This is a genomic window from Loigolactobacillus jiayinensis, from assembly GCF_003946445.1.
GTDB lineage: Bacteria > Bacillota > Bacilli > Lactobacillales > Lactobacillaceae > Loigolactobacillus > Loigolactobacillus jiayinensis.
The window spans coordinates 1-23,877 of the sequence record NZ_RHOF01000052.1; the positions used below are offsets into that span (position 1 = coordinate 1).

Here is a 23,877-nt window from a genome sequence, read left to right on the forward strand (position 1 = left end):
AGTTTTCAAAGGCCTACTTTGTTGCTCAACACAACTTAATCAGTTTATCATGACTGGCAAAGCTTGTCAAGAACTTTTTGAATAAATATTCATAAGTGTTTAACTGGTGAAGCGCGATACGCAACTTTTATACTATACCAAGTTTAAATGTTTCTGTCAACAACTTTTTTTAAATCATTTGAAAGACTTAAATCAATCGCTGTGAACACTTAAATTTGATAACTCAAATAATATACTACGTTTTTAAAATATCGTCAAGCATTAATTCATAAAAAATTAAAATTCGCATGAACATGCACTATTTCGTTGCTTGTAATAAGGCTTGATCCAGTGCATTACCATAGGTTTCACCGAATAAATTAAGGTGGGCCAGTAAGTAATAGGTCTGATACCAAGCGATTCGTTGCGTGTAACCCGTACGTAATGGATAGACTTCATTATAGGCGTGATAAAATGCGGCGGAAAAGCCCCCAAATAAATTGGTCATCGCTAAATCCATTTCTCGGTCACCGTAAAATACATCTGGATCAAGCAAAATAGGTGTGCCATCTACCAAGAAATTCACGTTCCCAGCCCATAAGTCACCATGCAATAAGCTGGGGACAATTGTGACCGTAGAAAAATAATTACCGATTCGTTGTTCCAACTGTTTCAGCTTTTGCGCGCGGAAGTCATTCCAGTAATGATTTTTCTGCGCTAATTCAGCCAAAACGTTTAATCGTTGCTCAATATAGAAATCCGCCCAATTTGACTGCCAACTATTATATTTAGGTATTTTCCCTGCTGTGAAATCATGGTCCAAGCCAAATTTAGCGGCGTGTTGTTGATGGAGGTGCGCCACCGCACGGCCAAGAGCCGCATCATCCCCGTGCCCTAGCGTTAACCATTCCAATAGCAAATAGGCATCGCCATCAATTTCACCACTGGCAATGATCCGCGGTACACGTATAACCGGTGCTAGTAGCCGTAAGCCAGCTTGTTCATGGACAAAAAATTGCGGCGACTGCTGCGGCTGTACTTTTAAAAAGTAGCGTTGCTGCTGTGTTTGAATCTGATAAGCCTGGTTGATGTCACCACCATTAACCGGCTTCACTGCTTGAATTCCCACTACTGGCAACTGAACTAACCAGCTTTTGCTCAACATCGTATTTTCCTCCTTATGATAATAGTAAAAAGCCACCTAGCTATATAGGTGGCTTTAACTTTGATTTGATTTATTTAGCACCAAGGACACTGGCGTTCAATGAGATTTGACTAGTTTCGATGACTTTTTCGTAATCTGCTTGTTGTACTAAGAAAAGATTGCGCACACCGGCCTTACCGGTCAAAATATCATTAGCTAAGGTTGCTTGTGCGGTTAGATCAGCAATTACTGGCAACAAGTCAACTTGTTCCGGCTTATTTTCGGTTAAATAAGTATAGAAGTCGTTGGCAGTATTGATCAGCATTTGACTGTGATTATTAGTGAAGACCATATTCTTCAACCACCAAATGATCAATTCATTTTCCGTTGAGAAAACTTCTAATAAGACGCCAGCTTCGTTCAATAGCTGGATCGTTTCCTTATCATTTTCGTTGTACTCCTTGACCAAGACCAGACTACCGTTAGTCCGGTAGAAATTCTCGCTGACAACACGGTTAGCATTATTTTGGTCAAGGTACTGGGTTGCAGATAACTGGCCTTCTAGGTCAAAGACATCGCGCTTAATAACTTTACCTTGGCTGTAGTAAAGAACAAACCACAGCGTATCATCGTCGCGGCGTTTCAATTGCATGACTGGCTGATTATTCTGATCGCGAACTAATTCAGAATGAGTCGCCTCATCCTTAGTGTATTGCCAATCATCATTCTGCGGAATAATGTTATCCGCTGATGCTTGTGGCTGGTCGCTGTCTTGCAACGATTGATATAAGTTCAGCAATTGCGCATTAGGCGCGAGTAAGCCCTGTTGCTGATAGTTTTTCCATGTTGCTGCCAAATAATCATTGTAATCAACAGTAATATAGGTTGGTGCCACCTGGGCCTGGTCAAATGTTGCTGCCGTTGCCTTTAAGACTGCTTGACGGGCATCGTCAGGTTTCCGCTCTAAATTACGTTCGAACACAAAATAGCGTGCATCCTGATCCAAGACAATCTCATTGACGCTTTCCGTCACTTGGAAATAATGCTCCAACTTTTGCTTCGTGTTTTCTAGTTGCGTCGTGTACTGTTGATGACGATTTTGCGCGTTATCTAAGGCACTCTGTGTTGAGGTCAACCGCCGTTCAGCAGCTTGACGGGCCTTTTCGCGGTCAGCCTGCTTAGCGTCGATGTCTTTTTGTAGCTTGCTTAATTGTTCATCCAAAACACTTTGCTTGGACTTAATATTGTCGACTTCTTTTGGTAATTCAGACTGGCGCGTCTGGGCATTGGTCAACTTGACCTCAACCACTTCGATCTGTCGCTTGATATCGTCTTTTTTAGCATTCAAAACCTGAACGTGACTCTTTTGTTGTTCAGCCAAAGAAATCATCGTCGCTAAATCAGTCTCTTGCTTGATTTTCTCGACCATGTCGGCTTCTTCTTGTTCATAGCCGGCTAATTCTTCCTTAGCCCCATCTGCTTGCTTCTCGTATTCAGCAATTGAGTCCGCCACATCAGCCTGTTGCTGCTCAACGTTGGACAGCTGATCCTGTGCCCGTTGCCGTTGCTGCTTCGTATTGGCAAACTGCACTGTCGTCTCATCTTCCACGTCACCTTGCAGATTTGCAACTGACTGCTGGTCTTTCTGCTTATCTTCCTTTAAAGCTTCAATCTGCGGCACGATCTTGTTGATCTGATTTAGTAGCATTTTCCGCTCGGTAAAGAGTTGGTCGCGTAACTCATCTTTAACAGCCTTGAGTTGACTCTCCAAATCAGCTAGCTGATTTTCAGTAGCCGAACGCGTGTTGACGATATCCGTAAGCGTGACATCGCTGGCCGTGCTTGCTGTATCTGTTGATTTACTCGTTGTCTCCATCCCCATTCTCATGATTAATCCTCAAGTCACCCTGAAGAAACCCACTTTTGCGAGCGTGCACCGATCACATCAATCGCTTACAAAAATAAGCTGTTTAGCCTAATTCTAATGCATTCAGCCGGCGGCATCAACTCAAGACGCTAAATTTTGCCAAATTGTTAAAAAAATGACGCACAATTGAGATAAAAGTTAGTGGTTCAAGCGACTAAATTTGTATTTTGCATCTACTTTTACCCTTATCCGCAAACGTTGCACACATCCGCCAGCCAGTAACTATTGCCAAATCAGCGTGCAGCTGACTCAGATAGCGCCATATTCTTAAACGAAAAAACTAATTTTCACTTTTCTCGCTGATTGAAAAAAGTAAAAATTAGTCATTTATTCTAACCAGCAGCTTTTCACAACGCTTAGAATTTAATTTCATAACAAAAATCCAGCTTTTTATAGTAGTCTAATTCGATAAAATCCGTTGGCCGCACATCACCCGCAGGTTTGTCGAAATAATCCAGCTTGGCCACTTTTAACATGCGGTAGACAAACTGCGAACAAAACATAATGTTCGGCCGGTAAGAGTGCTTCGTCACTAATCCTAGCAGATTATAGGCGCTGCCAGTCGTGTTGATTGCGCGCACCTGATCACTGATCAACTTTTTTTGTGCCCTAGTGGTCGGTAACCGATAAACTAGGACGGACGCGTCATCTTTTTTATGGAATGCCTCGACCATTTCAGCGTTAAGACCTGGCGGGTACACCTTTTCCCCACCATTGTAACTAATAATGGTTTTTAGATCAGCGTCAAAACTTAACGAGGCGTGATTATACTGTTTTTGCGTGAACAACGAGATAATCTCACTGGCGCTGCTACCGGTGTTGGAAATAACTAAATAGATGTACGGATCCGCCAACGATTGCGCCACCAACTCGAAATAGTCGTCGGTCAAGGAGCCATCATTAATGTATTTCACTGAGCTATGGCGGTGCAGGTCCTCGAAGGTCTCCTTCAAGTTATCAGTGGATAATGTCTGTTTGATTTTACCGACTCCCTGCAGTGACCGACTGATCAGTTGTTTGTTAGCCTGTAGCTGTTCAAAACTGATCGTGGCCATGGCCCTAACGGAAGGTAAATAAAAATCCGTTCGCTTACTGACAATGACAATACGCTCCACCGCTAAGGGCAATAAAATGAATGCCGCTGCGAAAATTCGGCTAAAAAGTGCCGTTAACAAATTGATGTGCGGCGCATCCACTGCATTGGCCGCAAATATACTTTGCAGCACCGCCAGTAATAAGTAAGCCAGCACGATCGTCGTTTTGATTTTGCGTGGAAATTGGCCTTGTGCCGCGCGTAATACCATGAATAGCGCAAACGCCCAATAGATCACCACAAATAATGGTGCATTCCCAAAAAGTGCAACGCCGACCAGTAACACCCACATCGTTGTATTCAGTAATTTCCGATCTGAAATTAAATCTCTCACCAACATTAGCCCCTTAATCCTACTGTAATTAAGGACTAACTTTACCAGTCAGCTATCAGCGCGTCAATCAGCCGTAAGTCCTGCTTTATCAACAAGACAGCGCTTATAAATTAGAAATGCCGCGCAAATTAACGCACGGCTGATGCGCCAACGTTGTGGTCAAAAAGGCTAAGCGCTAATTTTGTTGGTGGCCGCTATTGCTATTCCAGATTGCGGTCTTGGCCAAAAATACGCAGCTTCATTTTGATGCCGGTTGGTGTTGCTGCTAAGCCACCCTGACCTGTTTCCCGCAGCGATTGCGGCATATCTTCGCCAATTTTTTTCATAGCACCGACCACTTCATCCGCTGGAATCTTGTTGGTCAAGCCCGCTAGTGCCATATCTGCTGCGACTAGCGCATTGGTGGCGCCGATCGCGTTACGCTTCACGCAAGGCAGCTCCACCAAACCAGCAATAGGATCACAAACCAGGCCGAGCAAATTACTAAGCGCCATTGCGAGTGCTTCCGCTGATTGAGCTGGCGTGCCACCAGCAATTTCAACTGCCGCGGCCGCCGCCATCCCTGATGCACTGCCGACCTCAGCTTGGCAGCCACCAGTCGCACCAGCAATCATCGCATTATTAGCGATCACCATGCCAAAAGCACCCGCTGTAAATAAAAAGCGAACCATTTGTTCACGGGACATTTTCAACCGTTCTTGTAGCATAAATAAAACCCCTGGCAACGTGCCCGATGCGCCAGCAGTTGGTGTTGCACAAACTACGCCCATTGCGGCATTAACTTCATTGGTGGCAATGGCATTTTGCACCGCGGCTAACATCGTATCACCGGACAGACTTTGATGTGTGGCCCGATAATGCTTTAATTTAATCGCCTCGCCGCCAGTTAAGCCTGTTTTGGAAAAAGCGCCCGCACCAGTGCTGCCACGCTTAACCGCCGCTGCCATCGCGTCCAAATTGTGTTCCATCGCTGCCCAAATATCAGCACGACTACTGCCGCTGTTGGCCACCTCTTGACGAATCATCAGTTCCGACAACGATACATCTTCTGCAGTTACTGCTGCCACTAATTCAGCGATTGTTGCATAGATTTGCATTTTTGCGTCCCCCATCAGATATAAACCAATTCAGCACCACTGGCCTGTAAGCTTGCTACCTCGTGCTGCTGCAAATTGCGTTCTAGATCAAACTCCACCAGTTGCCGCTTGGCGTGCGTGTAGCGCTTTTGCTGAATAATATTAGTCATTTTAGCCAGCTTATTTTGAATGATTTGATCGTTATTTGCCGCGCCCCAAACTAGTAAAATTGGCAACGGCCCTCGTGGTGTTAGTTCAAAACCATCCACCGCAATTCGCCGAATTTCAATCGTCCCGCCACCAATTGAACAACCAGCTACCTCAATTGTTTTCTGCGCATTGCTTAACGTTAGAATTGCCGTATTGGGATGACCAATTGGACTAGCCCCAGCCATTTCAATAAATTGCACCGTTAACCCTTGTTGCTGGGCCAAAGTTAAAGCATCTGGTACCCGCGGATCTGCCGGCGCTAACCCTAGCACACCAGCAACCAACGCATAATCAGTTCCGTGTCCGCGATGCGTCTGCGCAAATGATTCGTAATAGCGTACCGTTAGCTGAGTTGCTGGTGCCCGAAAAATCTTCCGTGCCGCATGACCAATTGACACCGCTCCGGCTGTATGTGAACTCGATGGCCCGATCATTACCGGCCCAATAATATCAAAAACACTTTTATAATTTGCCGTCATGACGGACCACCTTCCAAAGTATGCTGAGAAAAACACTTAAATTTTGCGTACTAGCTACGCAGTTACGTTACCCAATTTTTTGCTACTAAAATTGATAATAAAACCCAATTTACTTTTCGTTTTTAAGCACGCTAATTTCCTATCGCTATCGTAACAATAATTGATGAGGGGTGCATGAATTTTACTAGCTAAATTCTAAGAATTAGACAAAAAGAACCAACGCTTATAGTCGCGTTGGTTCAGCAGTTGTCTGATTGAGTTTTTAGTGCCTTAACAGCTAGAATAATTAGGCCGTTTTTTAGTTTTGCAATTTTTCAATGTCGATCACACGGTCGATCCAACCGTCGTAGAACCCAGGTTCATGGGTAACTAACAAAACACTACCTTCAAAGTCGCGTACGGCTGCCGCCAGCGCTTTTTTCGTGCCATCGTCCAAATGGTTGGTTGGTTCGTCCAAAATTAACAAGTTAGTTGGAAATAGCATTAGCAGACAGAGTTTAACCTTAGTCTGCTCGCCACCACTTAACATTTTAATTGGCTTGTCCACGTTATCTTTCTCGATGCCAGCACGGGCCAATGACTGCCGCACTTTACGCTGCGTCATGCCTTCCGCCGCTGCTTGCACGATCTGCAAAGGCGTGTTTTTCGAATCTTCCCAGACTAATTCTTGGCGGAAATAGCCCACTTTAGTCGTTGCGGAAAAGGTAAACTCGCCGCCTAACTTCGGAATGATTCCTAATAACGTTTTGATCAGCGTTGATTTACCAATCCCGTTAAACCCAGTCAGTGCCACCTTTTCTGGTTGCGTGATCGAGAAGTTAAATGGCGATAACAATGGTTTCTCATAGCCGACGGACAAATCACTGACTTCCAGCAACATCCGTACTGCACTTGGTTCATATGGAAAAGCAAAATGCGATTCCAGTAAATTACCTGGCGGCGTCAAAACATCCATATGCGCCAATTGCTTTTCCCGACTTTTGGCCATGGTTGAACGACTACCAGCTTTATATTTACGAATATAAGCTTTCGTTTTCTCGATTTTCTTTTGTTGCGTGGCGTAGGCCTTCAAATAAGCTTCCTTATTATCATTTTTCTGGCGTAACGCTTGCTTCAAATCGCCACGATATTTAGTGATCTTACCAAATTCGATATCACAAATACAGTTGGAAATTTGACCAAGAAAATCGTAATCATGGGAAATAACAATGTACGCGCTAGGAAAATCGGTTAAATAATCGATCAACCACGTAATATGGTTGGTATCCAAATAGTTAGTCGGTTCGTCCAATAGCAATACATCCGGCTGTTCTAGCAATAATTTGGCTAAAATAACGCGTGAACGCTGGCCACCAGATAACTCATTGGCGTTGGTATCTAAGCCAAAAGCATCGATACCCAGGCCAGTTGCCACCTGATTGATCGTCGTTTCAATTTCATAAAAGTTGCGCGCTTCAAGAATTTCCTGATTGTGGCCAGCTTTGGCCAACAAATCATCATCCGGATTAGTCGCATAATCTGCATAGATCTGCGCATTTTGGGCGTCTAGTTCATATAAATCGCTGAAAGCTGTTTTCAAGAATTCAAAAATCGATTGCTTGGCGGTTAAGCTAACGTATTGGTCCAAATAACCAATTTTCGCGTGCTTTTTCCAAGTGATTTTGCCATTGTCCGGCAAGATTTGTCCAGTAATAATTTTGATCAGCGTACTCTTACCGACCCCATTTTGGCCGATAATACCCATGTGATCTTCCTGATTCAGGGCGAAACCTGTGTCGTCATACAATGTTTTATCCAAAAACTGCTGACTGAGGTTTTCCACTGTCAGTACACTCATGGTGATCAACACTTCTTCCTTTTTAGAGGGTGTTTTAAAAGCCACTCATAAATCTGGCTTTCAAACACGTTTTCATTAAGTCGGCTACCGACTCAGTACTACTTTTTACCGCATTTTCATTAGATTAACTGCAATAAATACACCGCAGAATCTAATCCACAATTAAATAACCTTAACATAGATGAAAAGTACGGTCAAACTAGGGGTTTCCTGAAAATAAAGAAGCCCCTGCAGTAGCAGAAGCTTCCAAATCTAAAAGTCACTAGTTATTTTTCTTACCTGCTGAACGCTGCGACCGTGTCGGTACACTTAACCAGCTAACCAAAATCACGCTCACACCGAATACCATCAAAGTTTGTAAAAGCATCCGATCACCTTCTTAGAGTGCTTGTAAAAAGCACGTTTTCGCTGAGCTAGTTGTAAAAAAGCTAACGCTAGCGATAAGAAGGTAGTTTACTCATCCCGTATATCAAATGCAAGCAACTTGAACTATTTTTCTGCAGCTTCCAGTTTTTGCTGGTAAGCCTTGATTGCTTTCAGTTCGTGAACATTACCATTTAATTTGGCGAACGCGCGTGCATCGTTGAGGTAATCGCAGATCTCAGCGAGTTCTTTGCCTTGGGCGTGCTTGTTTCTCGCCAAACGAAAAGCCACCCGCGCCAAATAATATGTGACGTGATTGTCCGCACAAATCTCATAAGCATAGTTTAATAATGCATCACTTGTTTCATATTCCTTAACATCAGAGTAAAATTTACCGCAGTTATAGACAATGTTCAGCACACGCCAAACATCAGTCGCCGTTCGAATGCGGTAGTCGTAAATTTCTTTAAGCACCCGATTAAAATAGAAATCAGCTTTTTCATTTTCTTGTTTGCCGGCGTAGATCATCCCAGATCCAGTCAACGCCAGCAAATTATAGATCACTGTATAATCTTTAGCATCAGCAGCTAGAATTTGACTGAAAGCAAACAGCGCATCAGTGGTCTCGCCCTCCAACAACGTGGTCAGATAACCTTGTAAATATAGGTAGCGTAACCGCTGATCATCATTATCGATGTTAGCAAAATCGATTTCTGCCAGCAATTTTTGTGCTTGGGTATAATCCATCGTGATCAATTTAAATTCCGCGTCGCCCATTTTTTGATTTAAGGCGCTACTCGCTTGTTCAACTTTTGGAAAAAGGTCGGCTAAGCTTAAGTTCAATCGATTACATAACTTGATCAAAATCTTAATGGCTGGAACTTGGCCATTCTTTTCAAAGCGGCTTAACGTCGCCTGGGTACAGACACCATCGCAGAGTTCCTTCTGTGACAGCCCCATTTTTTTACGGGTCTCAACAAAATAAGCAATATTCATTTTTCATCACAATCCTAATTTTTTTAGTTCCCACATTATATGCTAATTAATGAGCATATTACCACTGCTGCCCTATAATTAATAATATGTTACCAGCAAATTTAGCCCTGCTCAGCGATTAGTTACCATTTTCTATATAATATAGTATAATTATATTACGAATAGGATATACAAATATTATAACACAATTAATTGTAAGCGCATTACTTGGAGGCAATTTTTAATGGAAACTGTTCATATTCATCATCCGTACACACCACAACAACTCACAACTAATCCTTGCGTCTTGACCCTCGGCTTTTTTGATGGCGTTCATCGCGGTCATCAAGCTGTGATCCAACGCGGTCGTGAGGTGGCACAGCAACAACATTTGCCACTGGCGGTCATGACTTTCAACCAGCATCCTCGTTTAGTTTTTCGTCAATTGAATTATCCAGAAAACACTTATTTGTCAACTTTAGCCCAAAAAGAAAAAATTTTAGCTCAGCTCGGCGTCGATATTTTGTATGTTATTGATTTCACCAGCGCTTTTGCCAGCTTAACACCGGCAAACTTCGTTGAGCAATACCTTGTTGGTTTACAGGCGCAAACCGTGGTGGCTGGCTTTGACTACACTTTTGGCAATCAACCCGCACCAGTCACAGAACTAGCAAACTATGCCCAGCAACGCTTTACGGTCACAATTGTTTCACGGGAAACAGCGGCCGCTTTAAAAATTAGCTCCAGTCGCATTCGGACACTATTTGATCGTGGCGACCTGCAACAAGCCAACCAGCTACTCGGCTACGTTTACACCACGCAAGCCGTTGTACTCCACGGTGCTACCTATATTGCCTTGCAAGTCACCCCTACTAGCCGTTTACCGGCAGCTGGTCAATATGTCGTTAAATTGCACTTTAACCAGCATTGGTATGACGCTCAGGTAACAGTACCAAGCACCCATACTGATCAGCAAATCCAGCTAACCAGCAGCGAACTAACCCAGCCAATTTTTGGTGAAATCGTTACGCTAGCGTGGTTAAATAAGCTTGAGCAACCACAGCAGTTGCCCGTGAGTAGACTCGGTGCTTATCCAACTAAATAGGTCTTATCGACGCAAAACGCCCTTAGCCACACTGTTATCAGTGCAACTAAGGGCGTTTAATGTTTATCGACCTAATTTCTGCGCTTAATGCTATTTGCCAAACGAATCACTTACCGCCTATTGTCAAACTAGGTTAAATCCGCAAAATTCGAGTGATTATCTGATTAGTCGTTAATTGAAGCGCCTGATGTTTCATCAACTTGTGGTTGTGCTACAGGCTTTTCTTCAACAACTGGCTTCTTTTCTTCGCTTTCATTTACGGAAGCGCCAGAAGTTTCGTCGACTTTTTCTTCTTTTTTATCAGAGACTGAAGCGCTGGAGCCGCCATCAGCTTGTGGCTTGTCACGTAAGGAAGCGCCAGACATTGCATCGGGATCATCAACTAATTTTTGGCCAGTTTTAGCTAAGAACCATTTAATAGTTGGCATTAAGTCCAACACGTACTCGTTAACACCTGCGTAGTCGCCATTTTCATCATGCATTGCTTTGTAATAATGCATTAAGAAAACATCTGGCCCAGTGAATGGTACCCGCATTCTAACGACATCAGTTTTGCCAGTCCGTAACATATTGATAACTTCCTGGACGTGTTCAACGGCGCGTGGTGGATGGACAGCGGACAATGGATCGCCAGCTTGCTTGGGATAACGCGGTGCTAGCATATCATCATGATCGTCCATATGGTTATAGTACAAGAATTGATTGTTGTCATCGGCATAAGTTAATTCCATTGGCATCGAGTTCAAGAAGTAGTTCAGCTGGTTGACCGTCAAAACACCACGATCAAGCTTAACGTAATCTTCCCCCTCAGCAGCGTGAGTCTTAGCGGCTGCCTGTTCAACCCAATCGTCAGCGTTCATATCAACGCCTTCAATAGTTGTTCTACTTTTACCTGAAGCAGTTAGGTCTTCGAGTTCAGTACCGTTTTGTTTGTTTTTTTCTGTTTCACTCATGTTACTTTCTCCCTTCAATAAACGCAATTAATCCAACGAGGAATAGACCGTCCCATCTTTCATGATTACAATGCCGTCGATCCCCGGTAACTCAGCTAACTTTTGCATAATGGCTTGGCGTGACTGGCCGAACAAGCGTGTTGTCCACAGCTCGCCATCCACTGACTTAGTCGAAATAATCGACAAACTGGCCAAGTCGGTTTTCAGTGGATAACCTGTTCTAACATCTAAAATATGGTGATACATGTGGCCGCCAACTTGTAGACTACGCTCGTAGATACCTGAGGTCACCACAGATTGGTTGCGTACCCGCACTACTGTTTTGTAATGCCCGCGCGGCTGCACTGGATCTTGAATCCCAATACGCCACATTTGATCATCGTGCTGCAGCATCGGTCCCATCGTCACCACATTACCGCCTAGATTGACCAACGCTGACGTGACGTCATGCTGCCGTAAATAGGCGATCAACAAATCGGCAATGTACCCTTTAGCCAATGATCCAAGATCAATAGCCATCCCCGGTTGCTGTAAAAACACCGACTGTTGTGCATCATCCAAAATAATTTGGTGCGGATCGATTTTGGCTAACGCAGCATTGATTTCCTCCGGCTTAGGCAGCTTAGCGTCAGTAAACCCAATACGCCAAGTCTGTACCAGTGGCCCGATAGCAATATTTAAATTACTATCAGCAGCCACGCTATAGTGCCAGCCAATTTTGATCAGCTCATATAGTTCAGGATTGACTACAACTGGCTTAAGCCCAGCCTGGTGAGTGATCGCCATTAATTCTGAATCATCGGCATTAGCGCTAAAACGGTGCTCATAAATTTTTAACCGCCGCACTAACTCATCTAACAACGGCTCAGGTACTGCCGCGTTGATTTGTAACCGAATGATTGTTCCCATCATATGAACTTCCCGTACCGCCTGCACCATAACTTGGCTCCCTTTTCACTTAAACTTACTCATATCTAGCCCGTAAAACCACATAAAAAGGCTTGGAACTCACGCACCAAACCTTTTTACAATAACCTTATTTAGCTTATAACTTGCCAGCTTCAGCGTCTTTTAGATAAGCACTGAATGGTTTCAGGTCTTCTGCTTGGTATTTCGTAACGAATTCTTTGATCTTAGCAGGATCTTGCCATGCTGGATCAATGAACATATGTTGCGTTGTAAATGGCATGTCGTGGGTCAACTTCACGTCGATCAGCGTTGGGCCATCTTCAGCAACAGCAGCCTTAAAGACTTTATCAATATCGTCAAATGTACGGATCGTGTATCCTTTAACGCCCATACCTTCAGCAACCTTAGCCCAATCATTATCAATCAAATCAACACCAGAAAGTGGTTGATGTGTGTCATCTTCTTGTTCTGCTTCAATATAGCCTAATGTTTCGTTACTGAAGACTACGTTGATCGTTTGTAAATGATACTTAGCAGCCGTCAAAAGTTCTTGTGACATCATGGCAAAGCCACCATCACCACTTAAACTGAAGACTTGACGATCTGGGAATGCGACTTTGGCACCAATTGCAGCTGGTAAGCCATAGCCCATAGTTGCGTACTGACCAGATGTTGTCCATTTTTGTTCAGGCTTCAAGTCGATCAAGCGCATGAAGTTAATGTTGATGTTACCAACATCGACACCATAAACGGCGTTGTCGTCAGCGTATTTATTAATTGCGGCGAAAACTGGTTCTGGACGTAATGGTTGTTCTGTGTCTTTGGCAAAGCTTGCTTGCCATTTACGCCAGTCTTTATGGTTAGCCAAAGCAGCGCGGAAGAAGTTTGATGGTTCTAATTCTTCACCCTTAGCAGCTAAAGCAGCCAAAGCTGTTTTTGCGTCAGCCAAAATTGGTAAATCAATATGATGACGTTTGCCTAATTTTTCATTATCAATATCAATTTGGATCACTTTTGCCCGTTTGTTAAATAGGAAAATACTGAACGGTACATCATTACCAACCCAGAGAATCAAGTCAGTGCTGAAGCCAGGTTCAACCCCAGATTTACCAGCAGGACGGCCAGTTGAACCAAGGTAAGCTGGATAAGTGTCTTCAACGATGCCTTTAGCAATAACTGAGGAAACTAATGGTAATTTGAATTTCTCAGAAACAGCTTTTAATTCAGGGCCAGCGTTTTTAGCACCGATACCAAAGTAAACCATTGGATTCTTGGCAGCCTTGATCATTTCAACAGCTTTATCGATTGCCACTGGATCTGGTTGTGGGTAAAGTGGTGCTAAATGATTCTTAGCAGTTGATTCAAATGTGTCAGCAATTTCTGTCCAGCCTAAGTTCTTAGGAATGATAACAACAGCGACACCCTTGTACTTGTAAGCTTGGCGAATTGCAGTATCGATCAAAGCTGGTAACCCTTCAGCAGTTGTTGCTGTACGGTTAAAGACAGCGACATCATCGAAGATTGGGCCTTCATCAATTGCTTGGAAGAAGTCCATGTTCATCCGTGCTTGTGGAACTTGAGCAACCAACGCCAAAACTGGTGTGTGGTCATGCTTAGCATCATATAAACCATTTAATAAATGAACGGCGCCAGGACCAGCTGAACCCATTGTAACAGCTAGTTTACCAGTTAATTTTGATTCAGCAGCCGCGGATAATGCGCCAGCCTCTTCATGCCGGACCTGAATAAATTTCATTGTGTTTTGACGATCGTAAAGCGCATTCATGACATCGTCAAAAGAGCCACCTGGATAACCGAAGATATGATCAACGCCCCATTCTTCAATTACTTTAAGCACAGCATCAGCTGCATTGATTTTTGTTACATCAGCCATTAGTGATTTCCTCCTAAAACAAATAAGTTATTTTTTAATTTATAAATTAAGTATAATGGTTTTTTCGAAAATGTAAACGATTTATTATCAAAAAATACAATTAACTTATCTATAGCCCCATTTTAAAGGAAGCGGTGCCAATAAAAATTGATTGACATCAATTTTTATATAGATTATAAAATCTGTTACTTTACATTTTATTCATATTGTTATAACGTTGTCTTGAATGAAGCGTTAACATTATGGAGGTGGCCATTTTGACCAATATTTTAATCTTAGGCGCAGGCTATGCCGGCTTACGAGCAGCTAAAGTTCTCGCGCAACAAAAACTCGATGCAGCAATTACATTAATCGACCGCAATCGCTATCACTATGAAACAACTTCACTGCCAGAAGTCGCCGCCGGTACGCGGCGCGCACAAAGCGTTATTTTACCACTGCCAGAAAACTTACCGGCGCAAGTGAATTTTATCCAAGCAACCGTTACTAAAATCGATCGTGCCAGCAAGCAAGTTGATCTTGCTGATGGCCAACAATTAACTTATAATTATTTAGTTGTCGCCCTCGGCCTTGAATCAGAAACTTATGGCATCCCCGGCGCTGACGAATTTGCCTTACCAATCGTTGACGTTAAAAGTGCCCTCGCTGTCAAAAAGCACCTCGAAGGTCGTTTCCAAAATTATCAAGCCAGCCAAGATCCTGACGATTTACGTGTCATCGTCTGTGGTGCTTGGTTCTCCTCCTTTGAATTCATGGGCGCCTTGGTCAACCGGCTGCCAAAATTAGCCGAGCATTATCACGTTCCTTTAGATAAAATCGAAATTCAATGTATTGAAGCTAAAGATATGATCTTACCGATGTTTGACGACGAATTAACTGATTACGTCAAACACTGGTTAAGTGATCATAACGTCACTTTGCGCACAGGCACACCAATCAAAGAAGTTCAAGCCAACAAAGTTATCACTGAAGAACAAACTTACACCGCCAACACCCTAATTTGGACCACTGGTGTCAGCGGCAGCCACGTTATCGGCGACTCCGATTTCGAATCACGGCGTAACCGGGTCATGGTCAGCGATGAACTCAGCCTCGAAGACGATCCGCAAGTCTTCTTACTCGGGGACGTTGCGGCGGTTCGCCAGCCTGGCAAGCCTTACCCATTCCCCGCTACTGGTCAAATTGCCTTCCAAATGGCCGATGCCGCAGCGGCTAATATTGCAGCTGATCTCAAAGGCGCACCCCGCCAAGATTTCGTATTCAACGACCTTGGCACTGTGTTAGCACTTGGCAGTAAAGATGGCGTCGCTAAAATTTTCGGCGACCACAAACTACGCGGCTACAAAGCAGCCTTTATGAAGCGGGTCATCGATGACCGTTCCTTACTCAAACAAGTCGGCGTTAAAGCACTGGTTAAGTACGGCCGCATACCACTATAGAAGATTGATGATCATCATCCGTAATTGGATGGTGATTTTTTTGTAATTCAAGAGATTAAAAATCAGCAGCAGTACCCTGTTCAAAACACTAATGCGCTAAATTAAATTTAATGAGTCAACAAAAATACCGTCACTCAAGTTTTCACCTGAGTGGCGGCATTTTTATCTCAAAAAATGAAATCTTTAAGGAGTTGATATAATAATTCAATTTCATAATCTTGGATTTTAATATTAAATTTTTGTTCAACTGGTTGAAAGGTTCCACTAGATAGTGAAAAGAAATCTCGTTCTTGATTAGATAGCGTTTCTTTTTTTATCATATTTTTAGAATTTTTAGTACTCATAATCATTCGCTCAAACATAAGCGATAAATGCATATATAGATTTAATTTTAATCTCGGTTCAAATTTTACATTATAAAAGTCTTCGTAGTGAGATACAATATCCTGACTTTCTTGGATAACAATATCTGGATTCAAAATCTGTAAACGTCCACGAATACCTTCAATTGATAAAAATCGTAACAACCGATCAATCAACAAATCACTTGAATCTTGGCTTTCACCAGTGTTCAACAAAGTTGTTTGTAATTTTAATGAAGTTGCCTTATCAAAAATATTATAAATATTCATGATATCAACTCCTATATCCCCACTAACATCTGTCGTAGTTAGGATCAATTGAGTATTTGAGAAAAATTGACGATCATGATTTTTCAATAACGCGTGTAGCTGCTTGTAATCAAGTGCGATGACTTCCAATGATGGCGATAGTGTTGATTCAATCAATTTTTTAAGTTCCTTCGAAAGACCAACCCCAGACATACAGGAAACAATAATATTTTTTTTATTCGATAATCCTTCATAGTATTGCGCATCAGTAGTTGAACTATACGCTTTGCTGGCTTCAGCAATCGACTGAAATGCTTCATTGCGTTGAATCCGAAGTCCAATATCAAGTGCCATGGCGGTTGTAACATTATTAACAACTAAGAGTTCTTGATCAGATAACTTTTTAATTTCTCTAAACATTTCTCGCAAAGAACCCATATCGAACAAAACAATATTCTCTCTCGGAGACGGCCCTTGATCGGCTAAGTAATCACGTACATAAGAATTAATTTTATCTAGTGAAACATCAATAGGCATATCAAAAGCTTCAAAAAAGTAATTACCGCATAACGTATTAACGACTTGTTGAATACTTGATGCTGTATTCTCACCATGTGCCAGTAAAATTGCGTTGTAATGTACCGACTCTATTTTTTCCGTACATTGTGTCATAAGTATAAAAAATGGCAGACAATAATAAACATTTTGCGAATACTGAGGGGCTACCTTAGCTAATAACTGATTGAATAAATAATAACTTCTTGGATAGCGGTCCTTAATTTCAGCCTGAAGCTTATGGACTGTCTTAGTGACTGGTAGGTTATCGCTACAAAGATTTGCGAATACAAACGCCAAAGCAGCATTACGCCAGAACATATTATCATTTGGAAAGTTAACCCCGTAACGATGGGTGATATACTTTTTTGAAATTTGTTTAAGCGTCTGTGCAAACGACGTTAACAGTGACTCACTGGTTGTAGTATCTATTTGCTTAAGCACCTTAAGTACAAAAAAATTTTGTTCAATTATAGTTTCTCCACGAAGGAGTGAATCAAAAAGTTGCTTAAATAAAGCATCAGTTGTAGGCCCAAGTTGTAATGCACTAGTAATTAGAGCCACTATACTCGTTTGCAATAGTTGCTGATTTGGCGCTATATGAATTGGATCTTTAACCATTTCACCAATGATTAATTGATCATTTACTGGCGTGTTGGCATACACTTCGGCACATAATAATTGGATTCGATTATTAAGTCCCCTAATATTATTGAGATGCTCAAATGTGGCTAGTTTAACGAGTTCGTGTGGAGAGACAATTATTTCTCTGCCAATTTGAACAGATTGTTGTTGAAAAAACATGGCAACAAATGCAATTCTTTCATTAAGAGGACGGTGACTAAGTGGGATTAAATCAATCTGAACTGCTGCACTTTTAAAATATACGTTGCCAGTATTGATTTTCTTAGTTGTCGCTGAAAAAATATAGCGTATATCTGTATTTTTTTGTTGATTAGCGTGGACAACAAAATAACGTTGATCTGATGTATGCAATTCTTGTAAATTTTTAATATATAAATACCCACTTTTAGGTACTTCTCCAACAACAAAATGCTGAACGGCGGCCTGTAGTTCTTTTTTTAATGCGTCAGGCTGATCCTTATAATTCGCACAATCAATGGACTCGAAAATTGCCTCTTTGTTGAGTACTTGCCGCCGTATCGCCTCATGGTAAATAGCGTGTGCAAACGCTAGTTTACCAACACCTTGAGGACCCGTAATAAAAATTGGCAACCCGTGTGTTGGATAAACAATTGCTTCTATAGCATGCTGAATATCACTCTTTAAACTGCCACGAAAACCAATCAGTTTATCAAAAGCTGACTTTTCACGCTTGATTTGCCAATATACAGGGCGGCTTCCTGTTTTTAATAATTTGCCTTGCTTTTCTAGCTTTGATAAATAACTACTAGTTACCCCCCGAGTCAGGCCAATGATATTAGCAGCCTGAGCAGTCGTAATACGCTCATTAGGAAATCGATGCATAATCGCTGTGTAAAGTTTTTCTATTGCATTCAATAACATCACCTCTTAAGCACTATTAGCAATAATTAAGCACAACATTTGAGTGACTTTTTGTCCTTATGTGCTTAATATGAACATTGTAAGCGTTGACCAATGTTTAGTCCAGTACATTTATAAAAGCGCTTTACATAGTTTGAACTATTCAGAAAGGAGTTTCTTAGTAATGGCAAATACAGTACGGTGCATAAAGAATGGTTCCTCATTGAATGATTATTACCACTTTTCTGTAAAACCATACAATTATAAATTTTACGGAAGGGAAGCAATCAAATGAAATATTTGCTACTCGTTAGTCATGGTGACTTTTCAAACGGGCTGAAACAGACCTTAAGCATGTTCGCTGGTGATGTGGTTGATTCTGTTATTGCCATTGGATTAAAACCAGATGAATCTGTCGCAACCTTTGGAACACGTTTTGAGACGCTCTTTAAAAATTTTCCAACTGACGCACAGTTTATTGTTTTAGCTGACATTATTGGCGGCAGCCCACTCACAACAGTCTGCAATGTTCTGAACAAATATAATAAGTTACACAATAGCCTCATAGCTGGTGGCATGAACTTTCCAATGGCACTGGCAGCAATGATGTCCAAAGACACGATGGAAGACGCTGAGTTAAAAGCAAAGATAATGTCTGGAGGCATTGAAGCAGTTAAGTTTTTCAATGTATCAACACCATCAGAATCTTCTGATGAAGATATTTAAGGAGGGGTTAATAATGGCAATTTCATTTGTACGGATTGACGATCGTATGATTCACGGACTAATTACAGTTCGTTGGGGTAAGGAATATCCTTGTGATGGCATTATCGCCATCAATGATAAGGCAGCTAACAATCCAATTTTGTCCGAAGCATACAAGGCTGCTTCCGAAAAAAAGACATTTGTTTGGACACTTGAACATTTTGAACATGTAAAAGATAAAGTTTTGAACTCTGCAACTAAATATTTTTTGATTACAAAAAATCCCCAAGATATGAAAAAAATTCTAGTTGATATGGATTTCACACCTGGTGACATTAAAACCATTATCGTAGGGCCAGGTAACGATCGAGAGAATGCAATTAAATTAGGCGACAATCAATCGTTTACTCAAGAAGAAGGTGACGCTTTAGAAGCAATTGAAAAGTATGGCTATAAAGTAGAATTTGCACTATTACCAGATCAACGCTTAGGCAGCTGGAGTAAGTTCAAGTCAAAATTCGGGTATTAACAACTGATTTGTAAAAAAGAGGGTATATAGAAATGACAATTAATTGGCTACAAGCAGCTATTTTAGGGCTATTTGCTTGTTTATGTTCTAACTCATGTATGGCTGGCCAAGCAGTTGGTAATTACACCATTGGTCGTCCATTAGTTGGTGGTCTTGTATGCGGTATTGTTCTTGGAAATCTTCAGTTAGGAATTGCCTGTGGGGTTGCGATGCAATTAGTCTATATTGCACTCGTTACACCAGGTGGCACAGTTTCAGCTGATGTACGTGCGATTTCTTATATTGGGATTCCTTTAGCAATGGTCGCTATCTCCTCTCAAGGGTTAAATCCTCTTGGCGGAAGTGCTGCCAACCTTGCTAAGTCAGTCGGAACATTAGTTGGGACTGTTGGGACCGTTCTTTACTATGCAGTCGCTACCATGAATCTAGTCTGGCAATCATTTGGTTGGAAAGATGTACACAATGGCAAGCTCGATAAGTTGACCGCAGTCAACTTCGGGTGGCCATGGGTTTCTCACGCACTTTTCTCATTTTTACCAACAATGTTGCTCACCTATTACGGTGCCACAGCCGTAACTGCTTTACAAACTGCCTTACCTATGGACGGAATTGCTATGAAGACGCTGTTCACTGTTGGTGGTATGTTGCCATGTGTTGGGATTGCAATCTTACTTCGTCAAATCATTGGCCGTGTAGTTGATTTTATTCCTTTCTTTGTAGGTTTCACTCTAGCTGCTTCATTACATCTGAACTTAGTCTCCGTTACAGTGGTTTCACTAATGTTTGCAGTTATTGTATATGAACTTGAAATGTCCAGAGGATCAAAACCAACTAATGGAACTACCGCTGATGGGCCAAGTGACGAAAACGCTGAGGAGGATATTTGATCATGGAAAATACTAATAATTCACACACACTTGATCATAAAACACTGACAAAATCTTTTCATCGTTGGTTTTGGGGCGCTTTAACTTGCTTTTCTCAAGAACATATGCAGACCTTTGGTTATATGGCATCTATGCTGCCAATTCTCAGAAAACTGTATCCTAAACATGAAGATCAAGTCAAAGCAATTAAAGCATATACCGCTTTTTTCAACACCAATCCAATGTTAGGCACAGTTATTGTTGGTATCACTGCTAGTATGGAACAGGCTCGTGCCAATGGTAAGGAAATTGACGGTGAAACCATTAATGATATGCGTGCAGGGCTTATGGGCCCAATCGCCGGAATTGGTGATTCGCTGATTGATGGCACCCTTATCCCAATTCTCCTTGGTATTTCTTTAGGTATGTCATCTGGTGGTTCCCCACTCGGCGCTATCTTCTATATTGTAGCCTGGGTGTTAATCGCTTATTTTGGTCAACGTTTCCTATACTTCCGTGGCTATCGATTTGGTGGTCAGGCAGTTAGTTTCTTAGTTGGTAAACAAGGTGCTGCTGTTCGCCACGCAATTGGAATTGTTGGCAGTATGGTTGTTGGTGGTGTTCTAGCCTCGTGGGTAAATGTTACAACTTCTCTTAAATTATACGGTTCCAACGGTAAGGTATTTCTGAACCTTCAAGATAAACTAAACAGCATTTATCCAGGACTGCTAACTGTCCTCATAACTTTATTCTGCTGGTGGCTAATGACTAAGAAACACGTATCAGCAATTTGGACAATGCTTATTCTCGTCGTGATTTCACTTATTGGTGTTCTGCTAGGCTTCTTCAATCCAGGGCTTTCATATTAAAAGGACACAAATAAAGATGAAAGCGAGGATATTAAAATGACAATTCAAGAAATGGAAAAAGGCTACAAACAAGAAATTATCTATCAAAAACACATGCTTAGAAATTTGGGCTACTGGTTTCAGCTTTGGACAATTATCAGTGGAGTCGGAATTGTCCTAATCTACTTCTTTCATCATCAAAGTTTATGGCTTAGTATTTTCGGCACTATCTTGTTTGTACTAGGATCGCTAGGAATGCTAATATTTGGTTATACTGGCTGGAAAGGGCAACAAAACATTCATAAAATTATCGTTGATTTCGATAAAAAAATTGACTATTTTCAAAAAAAATCATGTTCTATTTCTAGCTCCAAACACAAATGATTATGCACTTAGTACCGCAGACAATCAGATTATGATCGTCGAATTGATTTATCTTACCTAGTTTTTCAGTCCACCACTCAAATTAATTTTGAGTGGTGGATTTTTATACGTTGCAGTTTCACTACTTCTATCGTTAAGTTAGTACTAAAAACTAACTATTATTTGGTATAGGTCCACTTCTCCAATAACAGATGGATTCTTATTATTTGTAGATAAAAAATACCGTCACTCAAGTTTTCACCTGAGCGGCGGCATTTTTACCCCATAAATTAATTTCTAACCTACTCCAATTTCCATTCAGCTAACTACACGCTAATCATCTAGCGTCAGTGGCCGGTTAGCCTGCTTGTTGGCGCCCACCATTGGGAATACTTTGTGCGGATTCAGAATATGGTTGGGATCAAAAGCATCCTTGACCAATTGCAAAATACGCACTTTATCCTTGCCATAATAGGCTTCAAAATAAGGTTCGCGGGCAAAGCCGATACCGTGTTCGCCAGACATTTCACCGCCTAAAGCTTTGGCAGTTGAATATAATTGGCGAATAATACGGTCCACTTTGTGGGCAAATTCATCATCCGAGTAATCATCTTTACGCATATAAATATGCAAATTACCATCACCTGCGTGGCCGAAGTTTGGCATGCTAACTTTTTCTTGTTCCTGTAATTCAGCCACCTTGTCCAACACTTTAGGAATCTGGCTGATCGGCACCACAATATCGACTTCATCGATTTGCGTTGTGGTTTGCTGAATAGCCGTTAACAACTGATTGCGGGTCTCCCAAACCGCAACTCGATGCGCTTCATCCCCCATTAAAACTGGCGCTAGGGCCCCATTATCACGAGCAATTTGCATGGCCCGATCAAGGTCACGTTGCACCACCGTACCATCATGGCCGTCAAAAGTGACCAGTAAATAACCGCCGCCAGTATGATCCATAAATGGCTGGTGCGCGTAACTTTCCCAGTATTCAACGGTTTCACGGCTGAAAAATTCCAAGCCTGTTGGCACTAAGCCAGCGCGCAGAATCTTTGGTACTACGCTGATCGCTTTTTTAACGTCCACAAATGGTACCAACACATCTAAATTAACGGTTGGTCGTGGAATTAAACGTAAAACAAGCTCGGTAATCACCGCCAAAGTCCCTTCACTGCCGATAATGACGTCCTTTAAATCATAACCTGAGCTGTTTTTAACTGTTTTACCGCCAAAATGTTGAATCGTCCCATCGACCATTACCACCGTGATCCCCCGAATATGTTCACGCGTGGTGCCATATTTAACGGCGCGCATTCCGCCAGCATTGGTACTAGCATTCCCGCCAATCGTTGCCCATTTCATGGCTGGCGCCGGAATATAAGTAAATGGTTTGTCCTCCAAAAATTCGTTAATATCGCGAATTCGAAAACCATTCTGAACAGTTAGCGTTAAATCATCTGGATCATAATCTAGCACTTTATTCATTTTGATCATATCAATATCGATACCATGCTCAACTGGTACGTTGGCTCCCATCAAACCAGTGGCGTTCCCCCGAACAGTCACTGGAATCAGTCGCTCGTTGGCATAGCGTAAAATAGCTGCTACTTCTTCATTCGTTTCCGGCTGCACCGCCACATCAGGCAAACTGCGTACCTGCTTGAATTGATCATGATCATAATGGACTGTCGCCGGATAAATCACCCGTTCAACCGTCACAATATCCGCTAATGCTTTAACATCTTTTTCAGTTACACGTGCATAGGTCATATTTATCACACTTTCTAAAATATAAACGAACGATCAACACACGTTTGAAAAAGGGGCACATTAATTCCGTACATAACCTAATGTCGTCATTTTCAAATCTGCTCAACCGTCCAACATAGTTTTTGAAATTTATGTTGTTAGTTTACATCGCTATCTAAAATGGTTCAGCCACTCAGAAACACGGATCAACTCGTCTGTTTCTCAGTTAGCTTTGTAATCGTTTACAAGTATTACTATATAAAATTTATTATATTTTGTCCACTAGTTAATGTGATTAATTGATAATTATTGTTATACACAGTTATTTTATTAGCGCTTAATTAACTAATATTCAGGTTGGTCAGCAGTCAGAGAGTGTCAAATTTTATGTGTAAATAGAAAAGCCTCTCGTCTTTTTCTTTAAA

General features: G+C 41.8%; 18 protein-coding genes and 1 pseudogene. 7 read left to right on the top strand and 12 right to left on the bottom strand.

What is annotated here, in order from left to right:
- Positions 1-298 precede the first annotated feature (298 nt).
- From EKM80_RS11725 to EKM80_RS11755, 7 genes are all read right to left on the bottom strand, one after another.
- The gene (locus tag EKM80_RS11725; protein WP_125553432.1) at positions 299-1,144 is read right to left on the bottom strand and encodes a fructosamine kinase family protein; all 846 of its coding nucleotides are present in this window, start codon (positions 1,142-1,144) and stop codon (positions 299-301) included.
- Positions 1,145-1,214: 70 nt separating this feature from the next.
- Positions 1,215-3,011: a hypothetical protein gene (locus tag EKM80_RS11730; RefSeq protein ID WP_225418873.1), complete on the bottom strand. Its 1,797-nt coding sequence runs from the start codon at positions 3,009-3,011 to the stop codon at positions 1,215-1,217.
- 395 nt (positions 3,012-3,406) lie between these two features.
- Complete coding sequence (locus EKM80_RS11735; protein WP_225418874.1) at positions 3,407-4,483, bottom strand: hypothetical protein; 1,077 nt, start codon at positions 4,481-4,483, stop codon at positions 3,407-3,409.
- Between the two features lie 194 nt (positions 4,484-4,677).
- Positions 4,678-5,568, bottom strand: coding sequence for an L-serine ammonia-lyase, iron-sulfur-dependent, subunit alpha (gene sdaAA, locus EKM80_RS11740; protein ID WP_386699666.1), 891 nt, complete (start codon positions 5,566-5,568; stop codon positions 4,678-4,680).
- 20 nt (positions 5,569-5,588) lie between these two features.
- Positions 5,589-6,242, bottom strand: a complete 654-nt coding sequence (locus EKM80_RS11745) for a serine dehydratase beta chain (RefSeq protein WP_125553438.1) — start codon at positions 6,240-6,242, stop codon at positions 5,589-5,591.
- A 298-nt stretch (positions 6,243-6,540) separates the two neighbouring features.
- Entirely contained in the window at positions 6,541-8,079 is a 1,539-nt protein-coding gene (locus EKM80_RS11750) for an ABC-F family ATP-binding cassette domain-containing protein (RefSeq protein ID WP_125553440.1), read from the bottom strand.
- A 489-nt stretch (positions 8,080-8,568) separates the two neighbouring features.
- The gene (locus EKM80_RS11755; protein WP_125553442.1) at positions 8,569-9,438 is read right to left on the bottom strand and encodes a helix-turn-helix domain-containing protein; all 870 of its coding nucleotides are present in this window, start codon (positions 9,436-9,438) and stop codon (positions 8,569-8,571) included.
- Positions 9,439-9,661: 223 nt separating this feature from the next.
- Between EKM80_RS11755 and EKM80_RS11760 the strand changes: the two genes are divergently transcribed.
- Positions 9,662-10,522: an FAD synthetase gene (locus EKM80_RS11760; protein ID WP_125553444.1), complete on the top strand. Its 861-nt coding sequence runs from the start codon at positions 9,662-9,664 to the stop codon at positions 10,520-10,522.
- A gap of 164 nt (positions 10,523-10,686) precedes the next feature.
- Here EKM80_RS11760 and EKM80_RS11765 read toward each other — a convergent pair.
- The 3 genes and pseudogenes from EKM80_RS11765 to spxB all read right to left on the bottom strand — a co-directional run.
- Positions 10,687-11,433 (bottom strand): annotated as a pseudogene (locus tag EKM80_RS11765) (PAS domain-containing protein); the annotation flags it as partial.
- A 69-nt stretch (positions 11,434-11,502) separates the two neighbouring features.
- Complete coding sequence (locus EKM80_RS11770) at positions 11,503-12,414, bottom strand: FAD:protein FMN transferase (protein ID WP_125553448.1); 912 nt, start codon at positions 12,412-12,414, stop codon at positions 11,503-11,505.
- Between the two features lie 106 nt (positions 12,415-12,520).
- Entirely contained in the window at positions 12,521-14,278 is a 1,758-nt protein-coding gene (spxB, locus tag EKM80_RS11775; protein ID WP_125553450.1) for a pyruvate oxidase, read from the bottom strand.
- Between the two features lie 248 nt (positions 14,279-14,526).
- On the opposite strand from spxB, the gene EKM80_RS11780 reads away from it, so the two are divergent.
- Positions 14,527-15,717: an NAD(P)/FAD-dependent oxidoreductase gene (locus tag EKM80_RS11780; protein WP_225418875.1), complete on the top strand. Its 1,191-nt coding sequence runs from the start codon at positions 14,527-14,529 to the stop codon at positions 15,715-15,717.
- A gap of 167 nt (positions 15,718-15,884) precedes the next feature.
- On the opposite strand, the gene EKM80_RS11785 is transcribed toward EKM80_RS11780, so the two are convergent.
- Positions 15,885-18,404, bottom strand: a complete 2,520-nt coding sequence (locus EKM80_RS11785; RefSeq protein ID WP_125553455.1) for a PRD domain-containing protein — start codon at positions 18,402-18,404, stop codon at positions 15,885-15,887.
- Positions 18,405-18,680: 276 nt separating this feature from the next.
- Between EKM80_RS11785 and EKM80_RS11790 the strand changes: the two genes are divergently transcribed.
- The 5 genes from EKM80_RS11790 to EKM80_RS11810 are packed head-to-tail and all read left to right on the top strand — an operon-like array spanning position 18,681 to position 21,721.
- Positions 18,681-19,115 carry a PTS sugar transporter subunit IIA gene (locus EKM80_RS11790; protein ID WP_125553457.1) on the top strand — a complete coding sequence of 145 codons (435 nt, stop codon included), beginning with the start codon at positions 18,681-18,683 and terminating at the stop codon, positions 19,113-19,115.
- A 13-nt stretch (positions 19,116-19,128) separates the two neighbouring features.
- Positions 19,129-19,623 (top strand): PTS system mannose/fructose/N-acetylgalactosamine-transporter subunit IIB, encoded by a 495-nt coding sequence (locus EKM80_RS11795; protein WP_125553459.1) that lies wholly within the window; start codon positions 19,129-19,131, stop codon positions 19,621-19,623.
- 32 nt (positions 19,624-19,655) lie between these two features.
- On the top strand, positions 19,656-20,510 hold the full coding sequence (locus tag EKM80_RS11800) for a PTS mannose/fructose/sorbose/N-acetylgalactosamine transporter subunit IIC (protein WP_125553461.1): 855 nt from the start codon (positions 19,656-19,658) through the stop codon (positions 20,508-20,510).
- A 2-nt stretch (positions 20,511-20,512) separates the two neighbouring features.
- Entirely contained in the window at positions 20,513-21,358 is an 846-nt protein-coding gene (locus EKM80_RS11805; protein ID WP_125553463.1) for a PTS system mannose/fructose/sorbose family transporter subunit IID, read from the top strand.
- A 36-nt stretch (positions 21,359-21,394) separates the two neighbouring features.
- Positions 21,395-21,721, top strand: a complete 327-nt coding sequence (locus tag EKM80_RS11810) for a DUF202 domain-containing protein (RefSeq protein WP_125553465.1) — start codon at positions 21,395-21,397, stop codon at positions 21,719-21,721.
- Between the two features lie 312 nt (positions 21,722-22,033).
- Here EKM80_RS11810 and EKM80_RS11815 read toward each other — a convergent pair whose 3' ends face one another.
- Positions 22,034-23,473, bottom strand: coding sequence for an FAD-binding oxidoreductase (locus tag EKM80_RS11815; protein WP_125553467.1), 1,440 nt, complete (start codon positions 23,471-23,473; stop codon positions 22,034-22,036).
- Between the last annotated feature and the right edge of the window lie 404 nt (positions 23,474-23,877).